Source organism: Myroides sp. C15-4 (assembly GCF_050522745.1).
Taxonomy (GTDB): domain Bacteria; phylum Bacteroidota; class Bacteroidia; order Flavobacteriales; family Flavobacteriaceae; genus Flavobacterium.
Genome location: NZ_JBMVQX010000037.1, coordinates 25,872 through 39,426, shown reverse-complemented (window position 1 = coordinate 39,426; position 13,555 = coordinate 25,872). Strand labels below are relative to the sequence as shown.

Genomic DNA, 13,555 nt, shown 5'->3' with positions numbered 1-13,555 from the left:
TGGTCCGTTCGTCTAGGGGTTAGGACGCCAGGTTTTCATCCTGGTAACAGGGGTTCGATTCCCCTACGGACTACAAGATTCATCGAGAATCAAAAACGAGTTTTTTGGTCCGTTCGTCTAGGGGTTAGGACGCCAGGTTTTCATCCTGGTAACAGGGGTTCGATTCCCCTACGGACTACAGAAAAAAATAGTATAGACTTAATAAAATATTTAAAAAATGGCAAATCATAAGTCAGCTTTAAAAAGAATTAGAAGTAACGAAAAAAAGAGAGTATTAAACAGATATCAGCATAAAACTACACGTAACGCGATCAAAGCTTTACGTTTGATTGAAGATCAAAAGGATGCTGCTGATAAATTACCTGTAGTTGTTGCAATGATTGATAAATTAGCAAAGAAAAATATCATTCATGCGAACAAAGCTTCTAATTTAAAATCTAAATTAACAAAACACGTTGCTGCTTTATAAGAAGCAATAGGTTGTGTTTATAGAAGACATACACTAAGCTCTCAATTCCATGAGGGCTTTTTTTGTTTGTACTATACATTTCAGTAAATACTAATATAATTTTAAAATCCTTATATGACACAAATTAGGAATATTGCAATTATCGCACACGTTGACCATGGTAAGACTACAATGGTGGACAAAATATTACACCACTGTCAGTTATTTCGTGAAAATGAAACTTCTGGAGAGTTGATTTTAGATAACGAGGATATCGAAAGAGAAAGAGGAATTACGATCGTTTCAAAGAACGTTTCTGTAAGTTATAAAGGAACTAAAATTAATATTATCGATACTCCAGGTCACGCGGATTTTGGTGGTGAAGTAGAGCGTGTGTTGAATATGGCTGATGGTGTTCTTTTAATTGTAGATGCATTTGAAGGACCTATGCCTCAAACTCGATTCGTATTACAAAAAGCAATCAGCTTAGGATTGAAACCTTGTGTGGTTATCAATAAAGTGGATAAAGAAAACTGTACACCAGAAGAAGTGCACGAAAAAGTATTCGACTTAATGTTCGAATTGGGCGCTGAAGAATGGCAGATGGACTTCCCAGCGGTTTATGGCTCTGCTAAAAACAATTGGATGTCTACGGATTGGAAACAACAAACGGATTCGTTAGAACCATTATTAGACATGGTTTTAGAGCATATCCCAGCAGCGGAAGTACGCGAAGGTAGCCCACAAATGTTGATTACTTCTTTGGATTACTCTACGTTTACAGGACGTATTGCGATTGGTCGTTTGCACCGTGGTATCTTAAAAGAAGGAATGAATATCTCTTTGATTAAACGCGATGGTAAAATCGTAAAATCTAAAATTAAAGAACTTCATACTTTTGAAGGATTAGGTCGTAAAAAAGTGGCTGAAGTATATGCAGGTGATATCTGTGCAGTTGTAGGAGTAGAAGGATTTGAAATCGGAGACGTTATCGCTGATTTCGAGAATCCAGAAGCATTGCCAACCATTACAATTGATGAGCCAACAATGAGTATGTTGTTTACTATTAATGACTCTCCTTTCTTTGGTAAAGAAGGTAAATTTGTAACATCTCGTCACATTAAAGACCGTTTAAATAAAGAATTAGAGAAAAACTTAGCGCTACGCGTGAATGAAACAGACAGTGCGGATAAATTTATGGTATTCGGACGTGGTGTACTACATTTATCTGTTTTAATCGAAACAATGCGTCGTGAAGGATATGAGCTTCAAATTGGTCAACCACAAGTAATCATCAAAGAAATTGATGGGGTTAAATGTGAGCCAGTAGAAGAGTTAACGATCGATATTCCAGAGAACTTGTCAGGACGTGGAGTAGAGTACGTAACGTTGAAAAAAGGAGAAATGTTGAGTATGGAACCAAAAGGAGACCGTATGATCATTAAATTTTTAGTTCCTTCGAGAGGTATTATCGGATTGAGAAATCAATTGTTAACAGCAACGGCTGGTGAGGCGATCATGTCACACCGTTTCTTAGAGTACCAACCGTACAAAGGAGAAATTTCTGGTCGTATCAACGGATCCTTAATCTCAATGGAAAATGGTAAAGCAATTCCTTATTCTATTGATAAGTTACAAGACCGCGGTAAATTCTTTGTTGATCCAAACGAAGATATATACGAAGGACAAGTAATTGGAGAAAATTCTCGTGGAGATGATATGACAGTTAACGTTACAAAAACGAAAAAATTGACAAACGTTCGTGCATCTGGATCTGATGACAAAGCAAAAATTGTTCCGGCAATTAAATTCTCATTAGAAGAAGCTTTAGAATACATCCAAAAAGATGAGTACGTTGAGGTAACGCCAAAATCACTTCGTTTGAGAAAAATCTTCTTAAAAGAAACAGATCGTAAGCGTAATAAAATATAAGCGTTTATTCGTTTTTATACTTAAAAATCCAGAGGATATCCCTCTGGATTTTTTTTGTTCTGTATTGACGCTAATTTTAATCGAAGGGAGGAGGTAATGGTGTGCTGTGTTTACTTCCAATTAGCATGGAGGAATAAGCGAATAGAAAACAGGAGATTCGCGTTTTTACCGTATATTTGCAACGTAATTCTACGTTGTAAAAAGTGGAGTTACTCGTAAATAATTCGTTTGATATGATACAGGAAGACCTAGAAAATAAGGCATTAACAGAAGGACGCGTATTGCCTTTGATGGAGCAGTTTTACACCATTCAAGGAGAAGGCTTTTATTCGGGCCATGCGGCTTACTTTATTCGTTTAGGAGGATGCGATGTAGGGTGTCACTGGTGTGATGTCAAAGAAAGTTGGGACGCAGAATTACATCCGCTAACCCCAATAGAACAAATAGTATCCGATGCAGCTGCAGTGGCTAATTTAGCTGTTATTACGGGTGGAGAGCCTCTCATGTATAATTTAGATTATCTCACCCGAAAATTAAAAGAAGCAGGGTTAAAAACCAATATAGAAACGTCTGGGGCTTATGAGATGTCTGGTGATTTTGACTGGGTGTGTTTATCGCCTAAAAAAGCTAAACTCCCAACAGGCAGTGCGTATGAAGCTGCCAATGAATTGAAGGTAGTGATTTACAACAAACACGATTTTATTTTTGCAGAAGAACAAGCCGCTAAGGTCAATAAAGATGCACTACTTTTGTTGCAAACTGAATGGAGTAAACGCGCGGTGATGATGCCTTTGATTATCGAATATGTGAAGAAAAATCCACAGTGGAAAATCTCGCTACAGACCCATAAATACTTGGATATTCCTTAGTATAGTTTTATATTTACTCGATCAAAAAATACAATTATGAAAAAAATTATAGTAGTTGCAGCATTTATGTTAGTTGGACATTTCGGTTTTGCTCAGGATGCAGCTTTTAAAGCAGATGCTGAAAAATATTTAGAGGTAAGTGGTCAAATGAAAACCTTTGATTACTTAACGGAAGAAATTATGCAAAATATTCCAGAAGCGAAACGCGCCGATTTTAAAAAAGAATTTGATGCTAGTTTGGTGGATTTCAAATCTCAAATGGCTGAAATCTATATGAGTGAGTTTACGCCTAGTGAAATGAAGGAATTAATTAAACTCTACGAAACTCCAATTGGAAAGAAATTATACGAAAAAAACAAAGTTTTGTATGATAAAGGTCAAGCTGTTGGTACAGAATGGGGGATGGGATTACAAGGAATGATGATGAAATACATGGAAATGTAATACAATTGAAATCAAAAAAGCCTTAGCAACTTGCTAAGGCTTTTTTGATTTCAATTGTATATGCATTATGCTTTTTTTGTCAATCGTGCGAGGTATTCGTAATTTTCACCTTCGTATACTAATTCACATTCCAATCCACTGCCATGCGCAGCATTTTGAAGCGTATTATAATCTAAGTAGAGCCAATCAAAGGCATCTTCTGTTTCTCCTTTATAGTGTACTTGAAACACCAATTCGCCATAATAGTCCTTGTTGTCCATCGGAATCCACTTTCCACCGTCTTCATCTTCATCAAACATATAAATCAAATCCGAACTGTCGATTAAGATTTGCCCCGTGGGAGTCAATAAACACTTTAGGTGTTCTAGGTATCGCGTGATGTGAATCAGGCGACCAAAAATCCCCGTTCCGTTCATTAGGAGTAGGAGGGTATCGTACTGTTGGTCTTTTAGATCCAAAACGTTTAGGAGTTGTACCTTTTTTACTCCTCTCAATTGACAAGCTTCAATCGCTTTCGGTGAAATATCAATTGCTGTTACGTCTAAATTCTTTTCTTGTAAGTAGAGGGCATGGGAACCTGCACCACAACCAATATCTAAAATCTTTCCTTTGCTCTTTTTTAAGGCAAGTTGCTCTAATTCGGGCATCTCTTTATAAGAGCGAAACCAGTAGGAAACATCCATTTCTTCTGCTTCAGAAATATCGGTTTCTGTTAGAATTACAGCTGGTTTTTGGGTGAGTTGGTAATCTAAAATTGCTTGGCCAATGAGGTCTTTCATTTTTCTTTGATTTTTAATCTATAAAAAAGAGAGTTGTTGTAATTTTGTCCTTCAAAAAATAAAAGAATGAATAAAATACTGCAACAGCTTCCAAAGTTAGCCAAAGATAAGCATAATGAAAATAAAAAATATTTTGCGAAGCTACAAAAGAAGCCTCCAAAAGATTTAGATTATCAGATGGAGGAAATCCACACAGCAGTATTTAAGAGAACAGATTGTTTGTCTTGTGCCAATTGTTGTAAAACGACAGGGCCTTTATTTACCAGTGCAGACATCGAACGCATTAGCAAGCATTTACGCTTAAAACCCCAACAATTTATCGATCAGTATTTGAGAATAGATGAAGATAACGACTATGTTTTACAACAAGTGCCTTGTACGTTCTTGGATGCTGAAAACTATTGCATGATCTACGACGTGCGTCCTAAAGCATGCAGAGAATATCCGCATACTGATCGAAAGAAATTTCAACAAATAGCTAATTTGACATTAGAAAATGTAGCAATCTGTCCAGCTGCTTTTGAAGTAGTGGAACAGATGAAAAAGAAAATTGTATTAAAATAGATCGCGATTAGATAAAGAAAAAATCCTCTTCCGTATCGTCAAATAAGGTAGAAGCTTCTTGGGTGAAATCTTCGAAAGCTTCTGAAAAATAGGCAATAATATCCAAAACGACTTCCTTTATTTTTTCGAAAATACGCAAAGCGTCATCAACATAATCTTTGATTAATTGAAAGAAATCCAGTATGCGGTCAACTAAATTGACAAGATAATCTCCTATACTCATTCTGATTGTATTTTGTTTTTACTCAAATGTAATCAAAAAAAATAAGCCAAGATAGGGGAAAAGTCAATTTAACTCAACCAATCTTTAAGGTTGGCAATATGGGCTTTGCTGACAAAAATATTTTGTTGATCCTCACTTTGTACATTCAATACAAGTTCGATTTTCTGACTATTATGACGGATAACTTCCTTAATGGATTGAATGTTAACGATAAAACTACGGTTGATTTTAAAAAAGGTTTTAGCATCTAGTTTAGCAATAATATCTTTTATGGTGTCATCGTAAATGTAGCGTTCATCCGCAAATGTATGTAAGAACAAGTGTTTACCAGAGGCAAATAGATAGGCGATTTCATTGGTTTCGATTGATTTTAATCGATGACCATCGTGAATTAAGAAGCGATCTTTTAGCTTTGTAGGATCGGGTTCTGTTGTTCGTTTAGGAAATGAGAGTTGATCTTCTTGTAAGTGTTTGGTTATGGTAATATACTTGAGAAGAACGTCGTCTAAAGCGACTTTATTAAATGGCTTTAGGATATAGCCAATAGCAAATTGTTTAAAAGCTTCAATGGCGTAGTTTTCGTAGGCCGTAATAAAGACTACAGGACTTTTTACTGCAATTTTGTCGAAAATTTCCAAACTTTTTCCATCGCCTAGGTGAATATCCATAAAGACTAAGTCAACATTGTGTTGAAAAAAGAAAGTCGTTGCCTCTTTGATTGAAGAAAGCATAACGATATCACCAACCGCAACGGGAAGTATGTCTTGAGTAAGTAATAATTTCTTAAGATAGTTTGCTGCTAGAGCTTCATCTTCGACAATTGCTATACGCACTTTTTTTGGTAAAAATAGTAAAAAGTTCAATGTTCTAAAAATGCGTTTCAATTCCAAGGATATGGAAAATAAAAAAAGCTACCATTTCTGGTAGCTTTTGCAGTGTCACCGGCTATAAATTTGGGTTGTTTTCTCTTGCTTTTCTTGGGAACGGCAAGGTATAACGCGGATCATTTTGTTGAAGTGTAAATTCATCTTTACCTAACTTGTGAACAATTTTTCGTTGGTCCAATCGTCTTAAATCATTCCAACGATGTCCTTCAAAAGCAAATTCTCTGAAGCGTTCTTCTAGTAAAAAGGTTTTGTATTGTGTCTGATCGAATCCTTTTAGTTGTTCGAGGATTGCAGCAGCAGCTTCTGGTTTATATCGATTTTCAAGAATGGGTTGTAAGGCAACGGTAGCTTGATCCAATTGATTTAAAAATACGTAAGCTTCAGCTTGAATAAAGTACAACTCTGCAGTTCTAAAGGTAATACGCGTTGCGTCATTTCCCGTTTTAACCACAACAAGTTGATCGCCTATTTTGTCAAATGAAACTGTATAACGCCAATCATTTTCTGAATCAAAGACAGCTTTTAACTCTTCTGAAACATAGATGAATTTGTTGAAATTTTGGGTGTAGACATCTTCTAAATTCATAATAGATTCTACTGATTTGAAATTTGCAACAGATACTTCTTTTGTTGTATTCAAATTTTGTAAGCTACTTTTGATAGCTAAGGCATTTGCCGTACTAGTTAACGCCGCTTGGTATTGCTGTTGGTATAAGTTTACACGAGCTTCTAACGCGTAAATAGCTAATTTAGAAAAACGGTAATTGGTTCCAGCATCGTATGTGCTTACTTTCAATCGACTTTTTGCTTCTTCTATGTCGCTGTGAATTTGTTTGTATACTTCAGCAATCGTTGATTTTGGCTTTTTGCTGTTGACTTCTACCTCATTTAAAATAACAATACCTGGTGCAGTTGCAGCAGTTGCTGGATCATAAGGCTTAGCAAATAAATTAACTAGGTCAAAGTACGCTAAAGCACGTAGGGCATAAGCTTCTCCTAAAAGTTGTTCTTTCACTTCTCCCGCTTGCATGGTTTTAGCCCCATCAATGATGGTTGAATTGGCATAAAAGATTACTTTATACAGCGTTTCGTAAGGAATCTCTTTTGTACTTGCATCAGGGTTCTGATCGTTATAGGCGTAAATATCGCGTATGGTCACAATTTCGCTGTCCTCAATCATGTTAATTTGTACTTCATCTGTTCTCACTGTGGTGAGCGATTTATGATTGGGGTAAGCTTGATATGCCGTGGTTAAGAATTTTCTGTAATCATCCGTTGTTTTGGGAATGATTTTTCCTTCTGGCTCAATATCTAAGAATTTATCACAACTTATGGTTGTTAAGCTTAGACTGATGCATCCGATAAATAAAAATAGTTTTTTCATGATATTCAAAAGGGTTAGAAGGTTACATTTAATCCTAAAGTGAATGATCTCTGGATTGGTTGAGCGTAAATATTTCCGTAGGTTTCTGGATCAAAGTATCCGTTGTAATTGGTACCAAATACAAAGAGATTTCTACCTTCTACTGTAAAGCGTACATTCTCTAAACGCAACTTTTCTAAAACAGCTTTTGGTAGCGTATAGCCTAAACGAAGGCTACTGATACGTAAATAGCTAGTCTCTTTTGCCCAAATATCCAAATAGTTGTAGTAGTTGATTGGTGCTCCACCATAATCAAACCACTTGGTCAACATCCAGTTGTCAGTTCCATCATAAGGATCATTTCCAGTTAATCCTGGTAGAGTTCCTGTGTTGTTGATTGGCGTCCACATATTTAATACATCTTTGGTGTAATTTCTTCCTGGATCAACCAAAGCTGAATTATAAGAAGGTGTGCGCAATACCGTTTGTTTTAAATTAAAAGCTGCAGAAATGGTAAAATCAAAATTGTGAATTTTGAATGTATTAATGATACCTCCAGTAAATTTCGGATCGCGATCTCCTGCATAAGTAAATAGATCTCTTGAATCTTCTGCATTTAATTCTGAACCAACCATGTAGCCTGGCATAATATCTTCCCATGCATCGTATAACTTGAAGAATTGTTTAGCTGATACTTTCTCTCCGTTTTGCCAGAATAAAGGATTTCCATTGTCGTCTAATCCTGCCGTTTTTAATACAAAAACAGAGTTTACAGCATGCCCTTCTCTTGAAGGTAAATATTCGCCATCATTTACTTGGATGCGATCCACTCTACTCTTGTTGTGAGCAAAGTTGAATGTGGTTGTCCAAGAGAACGTTGGCGTAGCAATATTACGTGTAGTCAATGAAATCTCATATCCTTTATTGGTTACTTGTGCCCAGTTCATGTTGGTAAACTCAAAACCTGTTTCAAAAGGAAGTGCGCGTAACCCAATTAAATCTGTACTTTTTCTGTTGTACGCATCAAATTCGATCGACACGCGATTGTTGAATAACCCCAAGTCAAAACCAACGTTGGTATTTGTTGTTTTTTCCCATCTCAATGTGCCGTTTGGCAAATTAGTTACCTGAATTGTACTTTCTGGATAGCCTGGTAAGATTGAGGTTGAATTGTATTCACCAATAACAAATGGCGAAGTTGTACGGTCAATATTTCCCTGTAATCCATAAGAGGCGCGTAAACGGAAGTTATTGATAAAGTCAACATTCTCCATGAATTTTTCGTTAGATACTAACCAAGACCCCGAAATTGCCCATAGTGGTAAATATCTGTATTTAGGATCTACTCCAAATAAATTGGAACCATCGTAACGCACACTACCGAATACGGTATATTTTCTGTCGTAGGTATAAGAAGCTGTTGCAAAGAAGGAAGCATAAGCATCTTCTCCTTTGGTTCTCTTGTAGGCTTCGTATAGTTTTTTGTTTGAATTGCTATGTCCCTCGGGAAGTACAAGATCAATCGTCGTTAACGTCAATGGATCATATCCATATCCTTTTGATTTAATCTGCTTTCTTTCTTCTTTTCGGATCTCTGTACCTATCATAACATCTACTTCATGCATATCGTTAAAGATTGCGTTATACGTTGCCTGTGTTTTCCAGTTGTATTGGAAGTAGTTGTCTGCAAAGTTTTCGATGATTCCACCATCGGGTACTAGGTATTTAAACTGCTTTGACGCACTGTCGTAATACTTACTACCTTCTCTGAATTTACGCGTATTATAGGTTTCTTTACCTAGGTATTTCTCCGTATCGTTGTTTTCAAGTTGCAATCCTAATTGAGAGGTGATTTTCAAGTCATCAAAAACTTGATAATTCAAATCAAAAACAGCTTTTAGCGATTGGTTTACTAACTCGTAACTTGTATTTTGACGCTCTTCTAAGAAGTTGAATGGAATATATGTATCGTTAATCCCATTGATGTCTTTATCATATTGAAAGCTTCCATCTTCATTGTAAGGCTGTAGGTATGGATTAGCATTTCTCGAATAATTTGCTGGATTAATGCTTGCATCTGCATCCGAGATAAAGCTTTTCTTTTTCGATTGTGTTCCAAATAAAGAAACACCTGCGGTTAATTTATCACTTAGTTGAAAGTTGTTTTTCAACGTAATATTATAACGTTCGAAACCTGTGCCGAATGTAGTTCCTTCCTCATTGTAGTATCCCAAAGAGAAGTAGTAATCCGAAGTTTCTCCACCACCTGATAGGCTTAAGCCATACTGTTGATTAAAAGTAGGACGATAGAGTTCTTTCCCCCAATCTGTGTCCATTAATCGCAAACGGTTAATGGCATTTTGACTTTCTGTAGAAAGCGAGTTAAATCCACCTGCTCTGTAGGCATCTAATTCGTTGTTTCTATTTAAGATTCGCGCTACTTCTCCTTGACCTGAACGTAAATTATTGATATCAGATCTACCAGCAAGCATGAGTTCTAAATCCACCTTTTCTGATGCATTCATCAGGTTTAATTTTGAGAATTGTGGACGTTCATTCACGAAAGTATTCGCAGAGAAGTTTACTTTCATCGAACCTTTTTTACCTTTTTTGGTTGTTACCACAATCACACCATTGGCAGCTCTAGCTCCATAAATAGCAGTAGCAGATGCATCTTTTAAGATGGTAATATCCAAAATGTCATCCGGATTTAATCCTGCAATAGAGAAGTTTTGCAACTGATCAATATTTTCTTTATCATTAAAATTCGGCAAATTGTTTCCTTCTAAGGGCATTCCATCAACTACCCATAAAGGATCTTGAGGACCATTTAAAGACGCAGTACCGCGAATTCGGATCTTAGCAGGTCCACCAGGTGCTCCTGTCGGTGTAGTCACAGCTACCCCAGCAATTTGTCCTGCCAACATCTGATCGACACTAGCTACTCCTCCTTGCTCGATATCAGCCATGCTAATTTGGGCAACTGAAGAGGTTAACTTGCGTTTCTCAATGGTTTGATATCCGGTTATAACGACCTCGTTTAAGATGTTTTCATCTGTCCCTAAGGCAACGTTATAATGTGTTTTAGTCGTTAAATGGATTAATTTAGACGCATAACCAATAAAGCTTATACGAATGGCTTTTGTATCTTTTGGAAGATCAAGGGTAAAATTACCATCGAAATCAGTCATTGTTCCAATACTTGTGCTTTCGATAATACCTTTCTGACCTGTTTCCGTTGATACACTTTGTGTCTCAACAATGACAGATGCTCCTGGTAAGCCCGATTTGTCGCTCGCATCTTGAACAAAACCTGTAATCGTTCTTTTCTCTTGCGCTAACGTAAGAGTTAGGGTAAAGAACGAAAATAAAAGAAATAGTTTTTTCATTTTCTTAATTAAGTAAGGTTGTTAGTTTTATATACCTAATGCTTGGTTAATTCTGTTGGCTAAATCTACATAGTGTGCTTGTGTCGCTGCATCACCTGATTTTGCTTTTTTGTTGACTAGTTTTCGAATGGCAAATAATTCTCCTTTCTTGTAACTTGTAACTTCTGAAACACGCTTCATCACTGTATAGTTGATGTTGCGCACCTTATTGTCGTTCAACGAAACACTACACAAGGTAGGCATTTGTAAGGTTTGCTCCAGGATTAACCCTTTATTGTTTGTTTTTTCAAATAGTTTGTTCACATCGATAATGAGTGCATCTACGTAATTCTTTTGTGTCATTCGCTCTAGTATAGAAAGTGATTTTCCTTTTTTTGTAGGGGCAAAGATCTCACTTCTCACTTGGTCAAATAACTCTTGAACCGTATATACTTTTTCTCCTTTTGTTTGTGTTTGTAAGGCTTCACTTTCCAATAGACGAAGTAAGCGCTCATCCATAAATAAGTGATAAATAGCAGTATACTGTAATTCTCTTGCTAGGGAGTAAGGAGAATATTCGTATGGACCGACAGGAGAATCTTTTAGGCTGTATGTTTTTTCATTGATGTCGTTGAAAAATAACCAGTTTGGAATAGTAAGCACATGTTTGCTCAAGTATTCAACGGCTCTTTTTTGTGTTTCGTAAGGCACGGGTTGATATGCTTTTTTGTTGTTTCCGTATACAGCATGATCTAAATAAACACCACCAATATTAGCCAAAACATGTTGATTATACAGTTGCCATTGTCCAACAGCTCCCATGTATAATTTTCCAGCTTCATAGTAATCTTCTCCTTGGTCATAGGTCCATGGAATTATATTTTCTACTACTATTTTTAAGTTTTTTAATCCATATTCGCTTGCTTTCATGGCGTCATTCCCTAAATCTTCTGATTGTGATCTAGGATCGACAATATTCAAGTAGCTTTGTTGTTCACCGTAAAAATACAGAGGATCCTCTTGGTGATCTTCAATCATTTTACGAAGTGCTTGTTTTTCTTGTTCTTGCGTTGGGTACCAACGATATCCCCATTCAATGGCGTATTTATCATACAAGCCAATTTTTGGTGTGATCGCTGTAACCTGATCTTCGGGTTGAGCTACATAATTGTAACGCGCATAATCCATAATCGATGGAGCAGTTCCACCCATTTGGTCCGTAAACGTCTTTGAACGCAACGAATCAACAGGAAAAGCATAGGAAGCTCCCATATTGTGCTTTAATCCAAAGGTATGTCCAACTTCGTGAGAGGATACAAAGCGAATAGCGTCTCCCATATGTTCGTCGCTGAATTTATTCGCCCGTGCTCTTTTATCTATAGGACCTGTTTGAATACGCATCCAACTGTGAACGGAAGTCATTACATTGTGCCACCAAATAATATCTGATTCGATAATCTCTCCACTACGAGGGTCAATCACGGATGGTCCCATGGCATTGGATTTTGGCGATGCAGCATAAGTTATAACAGAATAACGTACGTCGTCAATATCGAAATCGGTATCTTCTGCTGTTGGCTCTTTTGCCGTAATCGCATTTTTAAATCCTGCTTGTTCAAAAGCAACCTGCCAATCGTGTACTCCTGCAATTATCTTTTCTCTCCACTGCGGCGGTGTAGCAGGATCAATATAGTAGACAATCGGTTTTTTTGGCTCTACTAATTCTCCGCGAAGGTATTTTTCAATATCTTCTTCTTTTGGCTCCATTCTCCATTTGGTAATGAATTCCTTTTCGTCCATTTTGTGTTGCGCATCGCTGAAGTACCAGTGTTTCTCCGTAAAATACCCTACGCGTTTGTCTGCAATTCTCGGTTGCATAGGATCTTTCGATAAAAGAACAATATTCGTCGTTACCCCCAAAGAAACAGTAACATCACCTGACCCTTCATTTACACTGGTTGTCATCATAGACTTTACCACGATGTTTTCTGGAAATGTCTTGATTCCTTCAATATACGATAGATTCGTCTTGATAGAAGTAGGTAAACTCAATCCTGATAAAACATCATTAAAGCTCTTTTGATTGCCATCAAATACTTTGTTTACCTTAATTACTGTCGCTGTTGAATCTGGATTTTGTGTTTCAATGTCGAATACTTCCAATACAGATTCTATAAAGTTGTCAGCAACAGAACGGCTAATCGCATCTTCTTTGGGAGAAGATACACGTGGCGTTTCCGTTTTTACCCAAATTTTGTTCGCAAGCGTGTCTTTGTGAAACGTAATTAACTTGTTTTCATAATTCATCCCCTTATTGGCTCCTGCATCATTGATTTCTAATGGCACTTGCGACAGCTTGTTTACCAACAAAAACTGACGGTTTAATAAACTATCCGGTATTTCAAAATAAACATCCGTTTTGACTTGAATAACATTAAATAGCCCTTTGGTGTAAGTTCCTTTTTTTATTAAATCAGCGTAATTGTTCTCTTTCGTATCAGTAGAGTCCTTTTCCTTTTCCTGGTCTTTTTTCTTCTCTGCTTTCTTTTCAGTCTTCTTCTCTTTGGCGTATAATAAGCCCGTTGGCGTTTGTATCAAACAACCCATTAACGCTAAAGTACTGATACTTAGTTTAACCGTGTTTCGATTCATTACAATGTTAAGTTTAAGTTAAGTAA

The 13,555-nt window shown here is 36.7% G+C and carries 11 protein-coding genes and 2 tRNA genes; 7 read left to right on the top strand and 6 right to left on the bottom strand.

Annotated elements, in window-relative coordinates:
- Nucleotide 1: 1 nt before the first annotated feature.
- The 6 genes from ACPDHL_RS14010 to ACPDHL_RS13985 all read left to right on the top strand — a co-directional run bounded on the left by ACPDHL_RS14010 (nt 2) and on the right by ACPDHL_RS13985 (nt 3,693).
- Nucleotides 2-73, top strand: a tRNA-Glu gene (locus ACPDHL_RS14010).
- Between the two features lie 33 nt (nt 74-106).
- Nucleotides 107-178, top strand: a tRNA-Glu gene (locus tag ACPDHL_RS14005).
- A gap of 39 nt (nt 179-217) precedes the next feature.
- A complete protein-coding gene (gene rpsT, locus ACPDHL_RS14000) occupies nt 218-469 on the top strand; it encodes a 30S ribosomal protein S20 (RefSeq protein ID WP_002987410.1) in 252 nt (83 codons plus the stop codon).
- Nucleotides 470-583: 114 nt separating this feature from the next.
- Nucleotides 584-2,380 (top strand): translational GTPase TypA, encoded by a 1,797-nt coding sequence (gene typA, locus ACPDHL_RS13995; RefSeq protein ID WP_430533372.1) that lies wholly within the window; start codon nt 584-586, stop codon nt 2,378-2,380.
- A 233-nt stretch (nt 2,381-2,613) separates the two neighbouring features.
- A complete protein-coding gene (locus tag ACPDHL_RS13990; RefSeq protein ID WP_430533371.1) occupies nt 2,614-3,249 on the top strand; it encodes a 7-carboxy-7-deazaguanine synthase QueE in 636 nt (211 codons plus the stop codon).
- Between the two features lie 36 nt (nt 3,250-3,285).
- On the top strand, nt 3,286-3,693 hold the full coding sequence (locus tag ACPDHL_RS13985; RefSeq protein WP_430533370.1) for a DUF2059 domain-containing protein: 408 nt from the start codon (nt 3,286-3,288) through the stop codon (nt 3,691-3,693).
- 65 nt (nt 3,694-3,758) lie between these two features.
- Here the strand turns inward: ACPDHL_RS13985 and ACPDHL_RS13980 are convergent, their stop codons facing one another.
- Nucleotides 3,759-4,472, bottom strand: coding sequence for a class I SAM-dependent methyltransferase (locus ACPDHL_RS13980; RefSeq protein WP_430533369.1), 714 nt, complete (start codon nt 4,470-4,472; stop codon nt 3,759-3,761).
- A 66-nt stretch (nt 4,473-4,538) separates the two neighbouring features.
- Between ACPDHL_RS13980 and ACPDHL_RS13975 the strand changes: the two genes are divergently transcribed.
- Nucleotides 4,539-5,036, top strand: coding sequence for a YkgJ family cysteine cluster protein (locus tag ACPDHL_RS13975; RefSeq protein ID WP_430533368.1), 498 nt, complete (start codon nt 4,539-4,541; stop codon nt 5,034-5,036).
- A gap of 7 nt (nt 5,037-5,043) precedes the next feature.
- Here the strand turns inward: ACPDHL_RS13975 and ACPDHL_RS13970 are convergent, their stop codons facing one another.
- The 5 genes from ACPDHL_RS13970 to ACPDHL_RS13950 form a co-directional block, all read right to left on the bottom strand.
- A complete protein-coding gene (locus tag ACPDHL_RS13970) occupies nt 5,044-5,259 on the bottom strand; it encodes a hypothetical protein (RefSeq protein ID WP_430533367.1) in 216 nt (71 codons plus the stop codon).
- Between the two features lie 68 nt (nt 5,260-5,327).
- On the bottom strand, nt 5,328-6,092 hold the full coding sequence (locus ACPDHL_RS13965) for a LytR/AlgR family response regulator transcription factor (protein WP_430533366.1): 765 nt from the start codon (nt 6,090-6,092) through the stop codon (nt 5,328-5,330).
- A gap of 112 nt (nt 6,093-6,204) precedes the next feature.
- On the bottom strand, nt 6,205-7,530 hold the full coding sequence (locus ACPDHL_RS13960; RefSeq protein ID WP_430533365.1) for a RagB/SusD family nutrient uptake outer membrane protein: 1,326 nt from the start codon (nt 7,528-7,530) through the stop codon (nt 6,205-6,207).
- A 14-nt stretch (nt 7,531-7,544) separates the two neighbouring features.
- Nucleotides 7,545-10,898: a SusC/RagA family TonB-linked outer membrane protein gene (locus ACPDHL_RS13955; RefSeq protein WP_430533364.1), complete on the bottom strand. Its 3,354-nt coding sequence runs from the start codon at nt 10,896-10,898 to the stop codon at nt 7,545-7,547.
- 27 nt (nt 10,899-10,925) lie between these two features.
- Nucleotides 10,926-13,529, bottom strand: coding sequence for a zinc-dependent metalloprotease (locus tag ACPDHL_RS13950; RefSeq protein ID WP_430533363.1), 2,604 nt, complete (start codon nt 13,527-13,529; stop codon nt 10,926-10,928).
- Between the last annotated feature and the right edge of the window lie 26 nt (nt 13,530-13,555).